This window comes from Chryseobacterium sp. SN22 (genome assembly GCF_008329705.1).
Classification (GTDB): Bacteria; Bacteroidota; Bacteroidia; order Flavobacteriales; family Weeksellaceae; genus Chryseobacterium.
In genome coordinates, this window is the sequence record NZ_VTSX01000025.1 from 40,829 (window position 1) to 57,858 (window position 17,030).

Sequence of the window (17,030 nt, forward strand, 5' to 3'; positions counted from 1 at the left end):
ATTTTCTCGGTAAATGTAAATAAGGCTTTCCTGAATTTGGATAGCCTTTTTTATTTTATTAAATGCAATTAAATTGAATACCGGAATAACACAGTATTCTTTTCCACATATTTTATTTTGTCCAATTCAAATCTTCCTGCCGTTATGATACCGTAAGTTTTAATATCTTTATACTTTATTAATAAATAATTTATGAAGAAGATTTCATCAGTATTATTAATTTCTGCATTAGCATTTAATCAATCCTGTACAACAATGAAAAACACCGATACCAGTAAGGAAATTCCGGTGCCCGACGCATCGCTTGCTTCCAATCCTTTGATGAAGAAAAGCAAGCTTCAGTATGAAGCTCCTGAATTCGATAAAATTAGAAATGAACATTTTAAACCGGCTTTCGATTTCGGGCTAAAACAGCATGACGCTGAGATTTTGCAAATAGCCAACAATCCCCAGGCACCTACTTTTGAAAACACCATTGTGGCCCTGGAAAAAAGCGGGGAGGTCCTGAAAAGAGCCATGATTATATTCTCCAATCTTACCAGTGCCAATACCAACCCTACTTTGCAGGCCCTGGATGAAGAATATGCTCCGGTTTTCGCTGCACATTCCGATAAAATGTACCTGAATGAGAATCTTTATAAAAGAATCAAAGCCATCTCCGAAAACGGATTGGATGCCGAGAGCAAGAGGCTTGTGCAATATTACAAACAGAATTTTGAAATCGCCGGTGCCAATCTTTCTGCAGCAGACAAGGAAAAATTAAAACAGATCAATCAGGAACTGGCTTCCTTGTCTACCCAGTATTCCAATAAATTGCTGGAAGCCCGAAAACAGGGCGGTGTATTCTTTAATGATGCCAAAGAGCTCGACGGACTTTCGGCAGATGAAATCGCAGCAGCGGCAAGTGATGCGAAAAACGCAGGGAAACCGGGTCAGTATTTACTGGCTTTACAGAATACAACCCAGCAGCCGCTTTTACAAAACCTGAAAAACAGAGCCACCCGGGAAAAACTGTTCAAAGCCTCATGGATGAGGGCTGAAAAAGGTGACGCGAATGATACTCGGGAAACCATTGAAAAACTGGCAAAGCTAAGGCTGAAAAAAGCACAGGTTCTGGGTAAAAAAAGTTTCGCGGAATGGAAACTGCAGGATCAGATGGCTAAAACACCGGAAGCAGCTACCAAACTCATGAACCAGATCGCAACCCCTGCTGTAGAAACGGCAAGACGGGAAGCCAAAGATATTCAGGATCTGATCGATCAGCAAAAAGGCGGTTTCCAGATAGAGCCATGGGACTGGAATTTTTATGCCGAACAGGTAAGAAAAGCCAAATTTGATCTGGATGAGAGCCAGATCAAACCGTACTTTGAAATTACCACCGTTCTGGAAAAAGGGGTTTTCTTCGCTGCTGAAAAATTCTATGGCCTGACCTTCAAAAAAAGAACGGATCTCCCGGTTTACCATCCGGATGTTGTAACGTATGAAGTTTTCGATCATGATGGGAAATCTTTGGCAATTTACTATCTGGATTTCTACACGAGAGATTCCAAAAACGGCGGGGCATGGATGAGCAACTTTGTGGAGCAATCCTATTTACTGGGAACCAAGCCTGTGATCGTGAACTGCTACAATTATCAGAAACCGGCTCCCGGAAAGCCTTCTCTCATCAGCTATGATGATGTTTCAACGATTTTCCATGAATTCGGGCATTCCATTCACGGGATGTTTGCCAGCCAGAAATACCCTTCCCTTTCAGGAACCAATGTACCGCGGGATTTCGTGGAATTCCCTTCACAGATCAACGAACACTGGGCACTGGATCCGGTGGTCCTGAAAAACTATGCGCTTCATTACGAGACCAAACAGCCGATTCCGCAATCGTTGGTTGATAAAATCAAGAAAGCGGCAACTTTTAACCAGGGATATATGACTACCGAACTGGTATCCGCTGCCGAACTCGATATGGACTGGCACACCGTAACTGATGACAGCCAGCTGATTCCTGTACTGGATTTTGAAAAGCAGTCGCTGGCCAAACACGGATTTACTTTAGCTACTGTTCCGCCAAGATATCATACGCCTTATTTTGCCCACATCTGGGGCGGTGGATATTCTGCCGGATATTACGCTTATTTGTGGTCTGAAACTTTGGATAATGATGCCTGGGAATGGATCAGCAAAAATGGCGGGCTGACGAGAGAAAACGGCGACCGTTTCAGAAAATACATTCTCTCCGTAGGAAATTCCGTAGACCTGAATCAGGCATTCCGGGATTTTACGGGACACGATCCGGACATTAAGCCTTTACTGAGAAACAGAGGTTTTATTAAATAATTTTTGAAGAGCATCCCTATTCGGATGCTTTTTTGTTATCATTTAATTAAAAAATAAATATATTTGATCATCTGATTTTTAACCTAAAACTTTAGTACACATGAGCTGTTTAACCCTTTTAAGTATTTCCTGGCAACATATACTCATTCTTTTAATTTTTATTCCTTCTTATTTCATCCCGACATTTATTGCATTGAGCAGAAAGAAAACCAACACTCTTTCTATTTTTGCCTTAAATTTACTTTTAGGATGGTCGCTCATTGGTTGGGCGGGCGCATTAATATGGGCTTTATCCAACAAAGAAGGTAATCAGAATAATTCAAATATTGACCAGTTAACACAATTGAAAACACTGTATGATCAAGGTGTTATTACAGATGAAGAATTTGAAATCCAAAAAAACAAATTGTTAAGATAGAAGGTCCCGGCCTATTTTGTAAAACGAATGTGAATTTGAAATATCCGGGAAATTTTTAGACTTTTGCTTTTAAAATAAAAAAATGAATTGTCCCTGCTGTTCCGGAAAAGCTTACGAAGACTGCTGCCGGCCTTACCACACCGGAGAGAAGAATGCGCCGACCGCCGAAGCCCTGATGCGCTCAAGGTTTTCTGCCTTTGCCATCCCGAATGGTGATTATCTGATGGAAACAACCTTTCCCAGTAAAAGAAAATACCACAACCGCAAAGATTTACAGGAATGGGGAGAAATCAATATCTGGACAAAACTGGAAATCGTTGATAAACCCAATGCCAATAAGGTTGAATTCAAAGCGTTTTATACCGATGAAGATGGAGCACAACAAATCCATCATGAATTATCTGCCTTCAAGACAGTTCAGAACCGTTGGTTCTATGTAAGCGGAATATTTTTAGAATAGATTTTTACGGATGGGTTTAATTCTTCCTCGGATTTCATGGATTTTAACCGGTGAGATTGAGGCTTCAGCTCTGCTCAGCCACAAGATAGTGCTCTCTAAACTATAGTAGAATAGCATCTATAACATTCAGCACACCGTTTGTCATCCCGCAGGGATCTCGACATAGTATTAAAGATGAGTAGGAAATATTGGATTTTGAATGACTATGGAAAGACAAATGACCATCTTATAGATAGCACGGATTTTCACAGATGATGTCGCGGCTTTGAGTATGAGTACCTCAGTCACCAGCTAGTAGCTAAAAACAACACTGATAAAATCTTTGATTTTTTTCTTCTGTTTTATAAAATATACGCAAAGCAGAAAACTAAAATCTTCTGTGACTTATGTGGTAAAATTTCAGGGCTAAATTTAAACTCTGGATTTACAAAATAAAAATGTCCGGCAGAACCGGACATTGTATTTGTTTTAGTGAGCTTCGTTTCCGTCGATCCCGTGTGCGTGACCGTGAGACAGTTCTTCTTCCGTTGCAGGACGTGTATTCAGAATTTCTACCTGGAAATCCAATACTTTCCCTGCCATCGGGTGATTAAGGTCTGCGATTACCGCTTCCGGCGTCACTTCTACCACAAATGCCTGGAAATTATTCCCCTGGTTATCGGATAAAGGCAGAATGGCCCCAACAGGTGGAACTCCGGATTCGTTGAACATGTCGATCGGCAGCTGGGCAATGGCATCCGGCTGTTTTTCACCGTAAGCTTCCTCAGGCTGAATGGTGAAAGCGGTTTTGTCACCTGCTTTCATACCATGGATATTCTGCTCAAACTTTGGAATCATCATTCCCACACCGTACAGAAATGTAAGTGGATTTTCTGCTGTTGTTTCTTCTACAAGAACCTTACTTCCATCTTCTTCGATTGTGTGAAGTATGTAACTTACAGCTACAACATGATTGTTTTCGATTGTCATATTTTTTCTTTTTGTCGTGAATTCCCTCACGATTAACAGCACAAAGATACTGTTTTTGAAATCATTGACCGAAGAAATATAAGGTTAAACGCAATCTCTGCAGTAATGTTTTACTTTTGTTTTCCGGCTTCATTCCGCTTCTTTTCCCGAAGCATAAAAAGGTACAGGCTTTCCACCTTGGCTCTGGCCCAATCGGTTTTTCTCAGGAATTTAAGCGAGGAATTAATACTCGGATTATCAGTAAAACACCGGATATTAATCTGCTCACCGAGTTTTTCAAATCCGTTGTAATAAGCCACCAATTCCTCAAGAATAGCGTCCAGTCTTTTTCCGTGAAGGGGATCTTTCGATTGTTGTTCCATGCTGTAAAAGTAGATATAAATTGTATTTGTTAACAATAAATCCTGAAATAAAACCCAAATCTACTGCTCTCCCTTTTCCGGTTGAGATTTGTCCTTTTTATTTTTAAGAATGTTTTCTGACATACTTTTGAAATTTTCCGTTTTCATAATCACGAGATTATTGTTCGAATTCCAAATGCTGACAAATTTTTTAGACACCGTTGTATAACCTTCCCATCCTGTAAAATTCTGATACAGCATTAATGTACAAATATCGGTTGGCGTAATAGTCTGCCAGTTTTCAATAACATGACTATGTACTCCACTTACCGTCTGCCCGGTCTTTTCATCATTGATTTTTTGAACGATCATACTGTTATGAAGTTTCTCAACATTTTTCACCTCATTATTATGGTCAAATGTAATCAGATAATCATTTCCAAACACAACAACATTCCCGTCAGAATGTCCCGTTAAAACATAGACTTTACTAACTTTGTTTCTGATCAGCGGAACAATATTAAAACTGGTATCTTTATACACTGTAAAGATCGTATCATTCTTTATTTTTTTTAAAGCATTCTGCCGTATAGTAAAATATTCAGTTTCCTGAAGCGTAAAATCTCTTTCGTTAAGATCAAGCTTTGCATCTTTCGGATTATAATTGGCAGGAAAGGAAATAGTACCGATCACTTTTTCATCTTTAGAAAAAAAAATACATTTCGGGATATCCTTATCCAGATACGAAAAGTAGCCGCCAATATTTTCACGGTTTTTATAATTTTCAATGAAAATATCCGTGCCGTTCCAGCTTGCCATTTCACTGCGATACAAGGCAATTCCTTCATCGTTGATTTCTTTCGAAAGTTTTTCAGTATTTTGAGCTTTCACCGAAAAGGAGAGCAAGACAACAAGTACTATTAGTATGTGTTTCATGGTATTTATTTTTTGTAAAAATAGTGATAATAATGTTTTTACATTCACTCTCCTTTCATTTATCTTCTTTACATTTACCTTATGAAAATTCTGCATACTGCCGACTGGCATCTGGGCAAACGCCTGGACCGCTTTTCAAGACTGGAAGAACAGGTTTCGGTAATGGACGAGATCATTCAGATTGCCGATGAACAAAACGCTGATCTGATTCTGATTGCCGGAGACCTTTTTGATAATTTCAATCCCGGGGTCGAAGCGGTGGAACTTTTTTATAAAACCCTGAAGCGTCTTTCCCTAAACGGGAAACGTCCGGTAATTGCTATCTCCGGAAACCATGATTCACCGAGCCTGATCGATGCGCCCGATCCTTTGGCCCGGGAATGCGGCATTATTCTGATCGGTCATCCCAAAGCAGTCATCAGCCGTTTCGAACTGGAACATTTTAAAATTTCAAAATCTGCGGAGGGATTTATCGAACTGGAACTGAAAAACAAGCCCTATCCGGTAAGAATTCTCCATACGCCTTATGCCAATGAAGTAAGGCTGAAGCAGTACTTTGGAGAAAACAAGGAAGCCGAGCTGAATAAAGTCCTCGCCGGGCACTGGAAAAAAAATGCGGATGATTTCTGTGACGAAAACGGAGTCAATCTGCTGATGACCCATTTGTATATGAATAAGAAAGGAGCGCCCATCCTGGAAGAGCCGGAAGGTGAAAAGCCCATCAGAATTGGAAATGCAGACCTGGTTTTGTCCGATATTATTCCGCCGCAGATTCAATATACGGCCTTAGGGCACCTCCACCGTTTCCAGAATATCGGAACGGAGGAAAAGCCGGTGGTTTATTCTTCCTCTCCCCTTTGCTACAGTTTCAGCGAAGCGGGACAGGCAAAGTATGTCGCTCTTATCGACGCGGAACCCGGCCGGCCTGTTTCCTATGGGAGGACCGCCCTGAAAAAAGGAAAATGCCTGGAGCGGAAAAGCTTCGACTGTATTGAGAAAACCGTAGACTGGCTTACCCAAAACCAGGATACTTTTGTAGAGCTTACTTTGGAAAGCGAAACTTTTCTGAAGGCGGATGAAAGAAAATGGCTTTACCAGTCGCACAGCGGGATTGTTCACCTGATCCCGAAAGTGAAAAGCCTGGAAACCGATGAGAACCATCCGGGTGAAATTAATCTCAGCCACGATATGGAGACCCTGTTTAAAAATTATTTTAAATCAAAAAACGGCGGACAGGAAGTGAATGACGAACTGATCCGGCTGTTTCATGAAATTACTTCCACACAGCCTTAGCTTTTTCAAAAACTATTTTAATCTCCTCAGAGAGCATTCAATAACAATGTTTTATTTAAAATTCAGAAAATGATTCCAGTTCAGCTTACTTTAGAAGGTCTTTATTCTTACCGGGAACGCCAGAAAATTGATTTTGAAAACCTGACGGAGGCGGGGCTGTTCGGAATATTCGGGGCAGTAGGTTCAGGAAAATCTTCCATCCTCGAAGCCATCTCTTTTGCACTGTACGGCGAAACGGAACGGCTGAATTCCCGCGACAGGCGTACCTACAATATGATGAACCTGAAATCCAACAGATCTTATATTGAATTCGATTTCATCAATTTTGAGAATAAGAAATTCCGTGCAACCCGTGAATTCAAGCGGAATTCCAAAAATTTTGAGGACGTAAAAACCCCGTCCGTTACTTTTTATAAATGGAAAAATGACAACTGGATCCCGTTGGAACATTCCAATGCGGAACAACTGATCGGCCTGAGCTATGCGAATTTTAAACGGACCATTATTATTCCGCAGGGTCAGTTCAAGGAGTTTCTGGAACTGGGCGCCACAGAGCGTACGAATATGATGAAGGAAATCTTCGGGCTTCAGCGTTTTGACCTGCAGAACAACGTTTCGGCTTTACATACCAAAAACAGGTCGGAGCTCGATCATCTGGAAGGCCGCCTGAAAGGTTTTGAAGAAGTGAGTGAAGATAAGATCGCTTTTCAGAAAGAAAACCTTGAAAATGAACAGAAAAAGTTTGAACAGGCACAGCAGGCTTTTAAAGAAACGGGAGAAAAATATGCAAGATTAAAAAATCTAAAAGCCGATTTTGAACTGCTTCATCAGAAAAAATCAGACTTTGAAAAACTGACCGGCCAGAAAGAGGAAATTGATGCTTTGGAAAACAGGACGGAAATCTTCGACCGGGTCTCCAGGAATTTTATGCCTTTGCTCAATGAAAAAAATAAGCTTGAAAAAGAAATTTCGGAACAGAAAAGCCTTAAAGAACAGCAGCTTAAAATATGGCAGGAAACGGGAATCCGCTATAGGCAGGTACAAGATAAACTTTCCGTGCTTCAGCCGCAATATGAAGTGCTGCCTCAATCGAGGATCCGGGAAAATGACCTGCTGCTGATCCTGCAGATGCTTAAGTTTTCGGAAGAAATCAAGATGTTAAAAGCAAGAACGCAGAAAGGAGATGACGAAGTACAGAAGGTGGAAGCACGACAGAAGCTGATCCGGCAGAATATAGAAACGCTTCAGAAAGAATCCGAAGTTTTAAGATCCCGGAAATTAGATTCAAATGTTCTGGTCTTGGTCGGCAATTGGTTCCTGGAGAAAAAGAAATTGGAAGAGGCTTTGCAAAAGCAGATTGAAAAAACAGAGGCTAAAAAGGCAGAAATCAAAAGGGTTTCCGATGAGCTGAAATCCTTTAATCTCAATACTGAAACTTTTAAAAATGATTTTCAAACTGAATACGAAGCATTGGAAAACCGGAAAAAATCTTTTTCCGAAAGACGCAGCCAGCTTGAAGTGCAGCAGAAACTGGCCCATTTTGCGGGTACACTGCATGACGGCGAATCCTGTCCGCTCTGCGGTGCTCTGGAACATCCGCATATTGTGGAATTTGATGATGTAAATGCCGAACTCGAAGAGATTCAAAAGAAAATCCTGGATCTTGCCACCCGACAGGAAAACAGGCAGAGGCAATTGGCGGAAATTGAGAAAATCCTTGACCGGAAGAGCATTTTCGAGGAACAGCTGAACCTGGAAGAGGAAAGCGTAAAACAGGTTCGGATTACTATTGATCAACATCTGAAAAGCTTCATTTGGAAAGAATTTAATGCAGAAAGCCAGCAAGCGTTTGAAGAAAAAAGACAGGAATCTTTCGCCATTGACAAAAAGATGGAGGAACTGAATGTACTGATTGCTTCCCAACAGAAAGACCTGGAAAAAGAAAGGACCCATCTGGACCAATACAACAAGGCTCTTGAAAAATTCAGGATTGACGAAGCAAAAAAAGAAGAGCAGATCCTGACCAATGAAGCCAATCTGAAAATGCTGCGGTGGACGGATTACCGGGAGCAGGAAATGGCAGGTGTCGAAGAGATCCATTCCCAACTTTCAAAATCAAATCTTGAAACGGAACAGCTTTACCTGCAATTCGCTTCGGAAGAAAAAGAGATTTCCCCTGCTCTGGCCCGGCAAAAAACCATGGCCGATGAATCGGAAAAAAGAATTTCCGCATTGGAACAGGAAATTTCCTTGAATAAAAACCTGATTGAAACAGCCCTGGCAGAACATCAGTTTGAGAAGATCGAAGAGATTCAACAGATTCTTTTACAGAAAATCAATGTTCCGGAAGCTAGGGCGGTCATTCAGCAGTTCAGGATCCGGTTTGAAACCCTGAAAAACAGCATTCTTGAACTGGAACATAAGCTGAAAGATTTCGCTTTTAATGAAGAGGAGTTCTCAGCAGCTGAAGATCAGTTTAAAACAAAGGAACAGGAATTAAAGACGGCCAATGACGCGGTTGTAAAAGCCCTTACCGAAATTGAAAGGCTGGAAAAGGAATTTAAGAAAAAAGAAGACCTTTTAAAAGAACTGGCGCAGCTTCAGAAACGGGCAGATAATCTGAAGATCATGACCAGTCTTTTTAAAGGGGCCGGATTTGTGCAGTATGTATCTTCCATTTACCTCCGTCAGCTCTGCGACCATGCCAACATCCGTTTTCACCGGATGACCCGGAACCAGCTCAGCCTGCAGCTGAATGATTCCAATGATTTTGAAATTGTTGATTACCTGAATGAAGGCCGGAGCCGGAGCGTAAAAACATTGTCCGGAGGCCAGGCTTTCCAGGTTTCTTTAAGCCTCGCGCTGGCATTGGCGGAGAGCGTTCAAAGCAATGCGAGTGCAGAGAAAAACTTCTTTTTCATTGATGAAGGTTTCGGAACCCAGGATTCGGAATCGGTCAATATTGTTTTTGAAACCCTGATGAATCTCCGGAAAGAAAACCGGATCGTCGGCATCATCTCCCATGTGGAGGAACTGAAAGAAAAAATCCCGGTGGCCCTCAATATTACAAAGGATGAGGAACACGGAAGCTTAATTGAAATCGTTTAAAGGCCTATGAAAAATTCACCGATTATTTTAAAACCCGGAAAAGGCAAAAGCATTTTACTTTTTATCATCAGTACCGGTTTTGTGTGCCTGGGTATTTCACTGTGGGAAACCAATACGTCTTTTGCTGTTTTTACGGTGGTCTTCTTTGGATTATGCCTTCTTGTTTTTATCATCAACCTGATTCCCAATTCCTCTTATCTGAAAATTGACCATCAGGGAATTGAAATGAAGAGTCTCTTCAAATCGACGTTCATCCCTTGGCGTGGCGTGATCGGTTTCAGAACCAAAAACTTTTTCCTGAATACCATAGTGGTTTTCGATATTGATCAACATCTTTCGGAAACTTCCGGAACAAAAATAAAGACCGGTGCATTTCCCGATACATACGGAATGTCCGGCAAAAACTGGCAACGTTTCTGAATGAGCAGAAAGACAGATTTGACAGCCTATAAAATAAAACCTCCGCTGAATTTCAGCGGAGGTTCTGTTTATAGATGCTGTATTAAAGGTTTTATTTCCTTACCGAAGAGTTCGATGGATCTCATCATGATGTCATGTGCCGGATCCCCGACATCCATGTGCCCGATAAACCGGGTGATGCCGAAAATTTCTTTCATGTAGGCGATTTTATCAGCTACTTCTTTCGGACTTCCGATGAACAGTGCTCCGTCTTTGCTTCTTCCGCCTTCATACTGCATTTTTGAGAAGGGAGCCCAGCCTCTGGAAGAACCGATCCGGTCCATCTGTGCTTTGTAGGTATGGAAATACCCGTCGATCACGGCAGGATCATCGCTGACAAACGTATGCGAATGGATCGCGATCTGCATCCGGGATACATCGTGGCCTGCTTTCTTATATTCCTGCTTGTAAAATTCGATCAGGTTCCTGAACTGTACCGGCATTCCTCCGATGATTGCTACTACCAGAGGCATTCCCAGCTCGGCAGCCTGAAGTACCGACTGCGGCGTTCCGCCCACAGCTCTCCAGATCGGTAGTTTTCCGTCATTTTTTGCCCTCGGGTAAACGGTCTGGTTCTGCATCGGTGCACGGAGCTTCCCCTTCCAGGTTACATTTTTCTCTGCATTTATTTTCAGCAAAAGGTCTAGTTTTTCATTGAAAAGCTCTTCGTAATCATTTAATGAATATCCGTACAGCGGAAAAGACTCGATGAAGCTTCCACGGCCTACGTAAATCTCGGCACGCCCGTCAGAAATTAAATCCAGCGTTGCGAAATCTTCATAGACTTTTACCGGCTCGGAAGAACTTAATACGGTAACTCCGCTGGCTAATTTGATGTTTTTCGTGATGCTTGCCGCTGCGGCCAAAACAATTTCCGGTGATGAAACGGCATAATCGGGACGGTGATGCTCGCCCATAGCAAAAACATCGATCCCCACTTCATCCATGAATTTTACCTGCTCCAGGATTTCACGGATCTTAATGCCTGCATCCCTATATTTTCCGGTGGTCTGGTCGAATGACAAATCGCCAAACATTCCTATTCCTAATTCCATATTGTTGATTTTATGGTACAAAGGTACGGCAACGGAACATGAGAAACATTGATGTTTGTTAAGAATGGAAGAAGGAAAATATTTATTTATGTGGACCCGAAGCAGAATACGGGTTAAAAGGAAGAAAGATGCTGGAGGACAGAAGTTTTTCCCGATTACATTACTTAAATATTAAATAATTGAATCTAGGTTATTTAAACTTTAGAAACTGTTTTTCAAAGAGATGGTAGGACAGTATGGAAATCAGTATGGAAGAAATAAATGACAATAAAGTAATCATTATCCAATCCAGCTTCACATAAATTCCAATTCTGGAAAACAGGACGAGGCAGATCGTATGGAACATATACAGCCCGTACGTGTGTTTTCCGAGCCACGCTAAAATGTTTTTATCGGTAATCTTAAACGGGTTTTTCTTGCTTAAAGTAAATAAGATCAATATCGAAAATAAAATACTGAGCAACAGGGAAGATATTTTCAGATCGGAAATGAACGTCGTATTCGCTATTATTAAAATGAACGCCAGCACCAATAAGGCATACATATATTTGTAAACCGCCTGAATGCGTCCAAGTTTTTCAATAAGATCATTCCTGAATACAAAAAAATAAGCCGGAACAGCTCCGAAAGCAAAATAATGGATGTTGGTAAAAAGATCAGCCGTGTTCATGCCGTATTTTTCATAGACCGTCTGCATAATAAATGAAAAAACGATACAACTTATCAACAGCTTCGGAATATTCTTCAGGGAAATAAAATAAAAAACCAGACCCCAGAAGATGTAGAAATGTTCTTCAACACAAAGCGACCAGATCACCGTGAGAGGTGAAATATTCGGAAGCCGATGTTCGAACATACCTTTATAATTTTCGAGAAAGGTAAGCGTCAGGACCCAATTGGGGTGATACCCTTTATCAGAATACGGAAGATTAAGGAAATTCAGAATCAATGGTGTAACCATGGCAAAAAGGACCATCGCATAATACAAAGGCCAGATTCTTAATATTCTTCTTTTAAAAAACTTCTTTAACGGGACTTTTCCTTGATGTTTAATTTTCTCAATGATCAGAATGTAGGTGATGAGAAATCCGCTAAGCACAAAGAAAAAAGAAACACCAATCCCCCCTTCCGTAGAAAAATAGTGTAACCAGCTATTTGGGGAAATTGGGGAATGGTGCAGGAAAACAAATAAAAAAGACAGAAACCTCAACGAATCAAACGTATGAAAGTGCACCCTGTTCGTTTTTATGAAATTCATCAGATTCCGGACTTATTTTTTCAGGTACTGATCAAAATAATCCGTTACTTTCTGCATCAGGTGTACGCGGTCCTTTCCGATTACGTTGTGCGGATGGCCGGGATAAACGAAATAATCCATCTGAATCCCGTTGTCTACTGCGGACTTGATGAATTTAACGGAATGCTGCCACACTACCACATCATCCTGTGCGCCATGGATCATCAGGAATTTCCCTTTCAGATTCTGTACTTTATCCAGAAGATTTGCCGTCGCATAACCCTGTGGGTTTTCCTGTGGTGTATCCATATATCTTTCGCCGTACATGATCTCGTACATGCTCCAGTCGATCACCGGACCTCCTGCAACGCCCACTTTGAAAACATCGGGCTTGCGTAGCATAAAGCTGGTGGTCATAAATCCTCCGAAGCTCCACCCGTGGATTCCCATTCTGTCGGCATCTACATAAGGCAAAGACTTCAGGTACTCTACCCCTTTCATCTGGTCGTTCATTTCGTTGGTTCCCAGGTTTCTGAAAACCGCCTGCTCAAATTTCAGGCCGCGGTTGGCCGATCCTCTTCCGTCCATGGTAAAAATAATATATCCGTTCTGCGCCATGTATTCGTACCAAAGGTTTCCGGATGCGGGGAAGGTATTGGTAATCAATTGCAGGTGCGGCCCGTTGTACAGGTACACAATTACCGGATATTTTTTATTAGGATCGAAATTGGTCGGAAGGATGATTTTTCCGTATAAAGGGGTACCGTCGTCTGCTTTCAGGTTTATGTTCTTAATTTCGGGACGCTGGTAATTTTTCAACGGGTTTTCCGAAATCAGGATATTGCTTGTCTTCAGCGTATTGGTGTTGATGATATTGGCTACTCTCGGAGTATCGGCATTGCTGTATACATCGTACAGGTAATTCCCGTCACTGCTCAGCACTCCGGAATGAACGCCTTCGGCCTTGTCCAGCCTTTGCATCTTGAAGTTGACCCAATTGATTCTGTAAAGGTGTTTTTCAAGCGGCGTCTCTTTGGTAGAGGTAAAATAGATTTCTTTTTTCTTTTCATTAAATCCTAAGATCTCATTCACCAGCCAGTCGCCTTTAGTAATCTGGGCCACCAGGCCTTTCTCTAAACTGTAGTGAAACAGATGGTTGTATCCCGTTCTCTGGCTCTGCCAGATAAAATCCGTATTGGAATTCGGGAAGAAGGTGAGCGGATGCTGAGGTTCCACATATTTATCGCTGGTTTCTTCAAACAAGGTTTTTATCAGGTTTCCGGTAGCGGCATCATACTGGTTCATTTTAAGATGGTTCTGGCCTCTGTTCAGGACACCGACAAAAATGTATCTTGAATCCGGGCTCCAGGTAACGGCCGTCAGGTACTGGTCTTTCTCCCCTTCGGTATTCAGGAAGGTGATCTTCTGGCTTTTGATGTTGAAAACGCCCAGCGTTACCTGGTGCGAGGTTTTACCAGCCATCGGATACTTGATGTTGTGGTTAACCGCCGGCGTTACGGACCAGTCGATGATCGGATAATCGGCAACCATGCTCTGATCCATCCGGTAAAAGGCCAAGCTTTCAGAATTCGGGGCCGGGAAGATTCCGGTATCGATCCCGAATTCGTTCCGGTGAACATTCGCCGCCCCGTTCAGGATATTTTCGTTGGAATCGTTGGTCACTGCGATGGTTTTTCCGTTCCTGTTTACGTACAAATTATTCTTTACAGTAAATGCAAAGGTCCTGTTGTCGCCGAATACTTTCATATTCTCCGCATTTTCATCTACAGCCACGGTCGTTCTGGCTTTCCAATCGCTGCCTGATTTTTCCATCCACACCATTTTGCCGTTCGAATTGAAATATCCCTGATTCGTTCCGGTGAATTTCATCGGCGGAACGGCTTTGAATTTATTGTCTGCCAGGTTTCTATTCAGTTGGTTTAAAGACACCAAGGTATCCTGCCTGTTGGTTTTCAGATCGGTGATCAGATAACCGCCTTTTACCCCCTGAATGTATGATTTTCCGTCCGCAGACCATGAAAACTGGGAAATATTTTTAACGGCCAGGTTGGTTCTCAATCCGTTTACTGCCTCTGCCATCGTGAATTTCTGGGTCTGAGCAAATGCGTTGCTTCCCAAAACCACCATCCATAAAGATAATTTATATAGTTTCATCGTATAAAATTGAATCCTCCAAAAATAAGAAATAAATATCAATCGTTAAGAAAACGTTAAATCAAAACGCCCATAAAGAAAGACTGTAGCAGGAAGGGAAATATTACGTAACTTGAATGATTGGTAACAGGTAATGATTGATAATTGCTAATCCTGGACCGCACCCCTAGCCCCGATAGGAACGGCATCCTTTTTTGTTGCGGGTGGAGCAAAGCGGAGGCCGCGACAAAAAAGATACAGTGGATAGCGGGAAACAGCTTCCGAAAACAAAAGAGATGATAAATATGATTTCTTATCCTACGTCAATGGTTTGAAGGAACAATCAGGCATACATTTGCATTATAATTAACAACAAAAATATTAATACAATGGCAACAAAATGGAATTTAGACCCTGCGCACAGTGAAATTACGTTTAAAGTAAAACACATGATGATTTCCAATATCAAAGGAAATTTTACTGATTTCACAGCGGAAATTGAAGCGGAAGACGATACTTTCGCCAATGCTAAAACAACGGCAACCATCCAGACGGATTCTATTTCTACAAATAATACAGACCGTGATAACCACTTAAAGTCTGCGGAGTTTTTCAACACGGAAGCCCACCCTACCATCACTTTCGAATCTACTGCCCTGAACAACGAAGTAACGGGTAATCTTACCATCAACGGGATTACAAAACCGGTGGTGCTTGATGTGGATTTCGGAGGAATCAATGTTGATCCTTGGGGAAATACGAAGGCAGGATTCTCTTTTGAAGGGAAAATCAACAGAAAAGATTTCGGACTTAGCTGGAATGCAGCGCTTGAAGCGGGCGGTGTAATGGTAAGCGAAGAAGTAAAAATCGCCGGAGAATTACAGTTTGTAAAGCAGGCGTAATTTTCCAAACCTAATTTTAAAAGGTTCAGGGATTTCTTAAATGCCTTGGACCTTTTGTTTTTCTAAATGGGAACCATATGAACCTCAACGATCTTCAGAATATCAGTGATCATTTCAATCCTACGCAGAAGATGCCCGTTCTTTTTCTGGGGCACGGTTCGCCGATGAATGCGATTGAAGAAAACGTTTTTGTCCAGGGCTTCCGGAAAGCGGCTACTGAAATTCCTAGGCCGAATGCCATCTTATGTATCTCTGCCCATTGGTTTACGGACGGAACCAGAGTAACGGCAATGAATATGCCACGGACCATCCATGATTTCGGAGGGTTTCCCCAGTCCTTGTTTGATGTGGAATATCCTGCTCCGGGCAGTCCTGAGCTGGCAGCAGAAACGGCGGCTTTATTAGCTCCGGTTTCCGTTGAAGAAGACCACAGCTGGGGTCTCGATCACGGTGCCTGGTCGGTGATTAAACATCTGTATCCGGATGCGGATATCCCTGTGATCCAGATGAGCATCGATTATACGAAACCTCCGCAGTACCATTTTGATCTGGCCAGGCGGCTGAGTAAGCTCCGTGAAAAAGGGGTATTAATCGTGGGCAGCGGCAATATCGTGCATAACCTGCGGCTGATCGACTGGCGGAACATCAATACGTCCGGCGCGGGCTGGGACTGGGCCATTGAAGCGCGTGAAAAAACCAACCGATGGCTGCTGGACGGGAATTTCCGGCCCATCATCGATTATCATAAGCAAGGTACTGCCCTGCAGTATGCGGTCCCTACCCCAGACCATTATTTACCGTTGATTTATACACTGGGACTGAAAGCACAGTCCGAAAGCCTGTCTTTATTCAATGACGAACTGATCGGCGGCTCGCTGAGCATGACGAGTGTCCGGATCGGATAAAGAAAAAACCGGAAGTATACTCCCGGTTTACCATGATTAAGCTGATGCCGTTAGATTCTCTGAATAGAAACTACATGCGGCTGGCCTTCGATAGGAGCATAGATTTCCACAATCGCTTCCCAGTTCATTGGCTGAGGTCCGGACATGGAAGCATCGCATCTGAAACGGTAGTTGGTACCGTTTACCAATTGCGTAGACACTTCCTGCGGGGTATATTTTACGCCTACAAATCCTCGCATTGCTTCGTTGAATACTTGTTGATCTTCTGATGTAAGGGTGTGGTACTTTGTCCACCCTCCTAATAATTCCTGTGTTTCCATGATGATTGATTTTGTTTTTTTTCCTACTCGTATGGCTTTTCGGATAACGCCCGTTTAAATGGTTTTCAGCTCCCGGCTATTAGTTTTTTTGTTGTGATCACAGGTCAAAGGTATGACACCTATTATAAATATTATACCG

15 protein-coding genes are annotated in these 17,030 nt (G+C 42.2%); 8 read left to right on the forward strand and 7 right to left on the reverse strand.

All coding sequences use genetic code 11. The features are described from left to right. Positions 1–192 precede the first annotated feature (192 nt). The 3 genes from FY557_RS16235 to FY557_RS16245 all read left to right on the forward strand — a co-directional run bounded on the left by FY557_RS16235 (position 193) and on the right by FY557_RS16245 (position 3,212). Positions 193–2,334 (forward strand): M3 family metallopeptidase, encoded by a 2,142-nt coding sequence (locus FY557_RS16235; RefSeq protein ID WP_149248294.1) that lies wholly within the window; start codon positions 193–195, stop codon positions 2,332–2,334. Positions 2,335–2,434: 100 nt separating this feature from the next. Continuing rightward, positions 2,435–2,752, forward strand: a complete 318-nt coding sequence (locus FY557_RS16240; RefSeq protein ID WP_149248295.1) for a superinfection immunity protein — start codon at positions 2,435–2,437, stop codon at positions 2,750–2,752. Between the two features lie 82 nt (positions 2,753–2,834). Then, a complete protein-coding gene (locus FY557_RS16245; protein ID WP_149248296.1) occupies positions 2,835–3,212 on the forward strand; it encodes a YchJ family protein in 378 nt (125 codons plus the stop codon). A gap of 468 nt (positions 3,213–3,680) precedes the next feature. On the opposite strand, the gene FY557_RS16250 is transcribed toward FY557_RS16245, so the two are convergent. The 3 genes from FY557_RS16250 to FY557_RS16260 form a co-directional block, all read right to left on the reverse strand. Further along, positions 3,681–4,181, reverse strand: coding sequence for a peptidylprolyl isomerase (locus tag FY557_RS16250; RefSeq protein WP_146943015.1), 501 nt, complete (start codon positions 4,179–4,181; stop codon positions 3,681–3,683). A 110-nt stretch (positions 4,182–4,291) separates the two neighbouring features. Next, positions 4,292–4,543: a VF530 family DNA-binding protein gene (locus tag FY557_RS16255; protein ID WP_149248297.1), complete on the reverse strand. Its 252-nt coding sequence runs from the start codon at positions 4,541–4,543 to the stop codon at positions 4,292–4,294. 60 nt (positions 4,544–4,603) lie between these two features. Continuing rightward, the gene (locus FY557_RS16260; RefSeq protein ID WP_149248298.1) at positions 4,604–5,458 is read right to left on the reverse strand and encodes a hypothetical protein; all 855 of its coding nucleotides are present in this window, start codon (positions 5,456–5,458) and stop codon (positions 4,604–4,606) included. Positions 5,459–5,539: 81 nt separating this feature from the next. Between FY557_RS16260 and FY557_RS16265 the strand changes: the two genes are divergently transcribed. The 3 genes from FY557_RS16265 (at position 5,540) to FY557_RS16275 (ending at position 10,279) form a co-directional block, all read left to right on the forward strand. Then, a complete protein-coding gene (locus FY557_RS16265) occupies positions 5,540–6,751 on the forward strand; it encodes an exonuclease SbcCD subunit D (RefSeq protein ID WP_149248299.1) in 1,212 nt (403 codons plus the stop codon). A 69-nt stretch (positions 6,752–6,820) separates the two neighbouring features. After that, positions 6,821–9,859, forward strand: a complete 3,039-nt coding sequence (locus FY557_RS16270) for an AAA family ATPase (RefSeq protein WP_149248300.1) — start codon at positions 6,821–6,823, stop codon at positions 9,857–9,859. Between the two features lie 6 nt (positions 9,860–9,865). Next, positions 9,866–10,279 (forward strand): STM3941 family protein, encoded by a 414-nt coding sequence (locus tag FY557_RS16275; RefSeq protein ID WP_149248301.1) that lies wholly within the window; start codon positions 9,866–9,868, stop codon positions 10,277–10,279. Positions 10,280–10,347: 68 nt separating this feature from the next. On the opposite strand, the gene FY557_RS16280 is transcribed toward FY557_RS16275, so the two are convergent. The 3 genes from FY557_RS16280 to FY557_RS16290 form a co-directional block, all read right to left on the reverse strand. Further along, positions 10,348–11,373, reverse strand: coding sequence for an LLM class flavin-dependent oxidoreductase (locus FY557_RS16280; protein WP_149248302.1), 1,026 nt, complete (start codon positions 11,371–11,373; stop codon positions 10,348–10,350). 190 nt (positions 11,374–11,563) lie between these two features. Next, complete coding sequence (locus FY557_RS16285; protein WP_149248303.1) at positions 11,564–12,631, reverse strand: acyltransferase family protein; 1,068 nt, start codon at positions 12,629–12,631, stop codon at positions 11,564–11,566. Positions 12,632–12,643: 12 nt separating this feature from the next. Then, entirely contained in the window at positions 12,644–14,785 is a 2,142-nt protein-coding gene (locus tag FY557_RS16290) for a S9 family peptidase (RefSeq protein WP_149248304.1), read from the reverse strand. A gap of 368 nt (positions 14,786–15,153) precedes the next feature. Here FY557_RS16290 and FY557_RS16295 point away from each other — a divergent pair, with 368 nt between their 5' ends. Together FY557_RS16295 and ygiD are read left to right on the forward strand one after the other, a co-directional pair. Then, entirely contained in the window at positions 15,154–15,666 is a 513-nt protein-coding gene (locus FY557_RS16295; RefSeq protein WP_149248305.1) for a YceI family protein, read from the forward strand. Positions 15,667–15,743: 77 nt separating this feature from the next. Next, positions 15,744–16,571: a 4,5-DOPA dioxygenase extradiol gene (gene ygiD / locus FY557_RS16300; RefSeq protein WP_149248306.1), complete on the forward strand. Its 828-nt coding sequence runs from the start codon at positions 15,744–15,746 to the stop codon at positions 16,569–16,571. A 50-nt stretch (positions 16,572–16,621) separates the two neighbouring features. Here ygiD and FY557_RS16305 read toward each other — a convergent pair whose 3' ends face one another. After that, entirely contained in the window at positions 16,622–16,891 is a 270-nt protein-coding gene (locus tag FY557_RS16305) for a hypothetical protein (RefSeq protein WP_149248307.1), read from the reverse strand. Positions 16,892–17,030 lie beyond the last annotated feature (139 nt).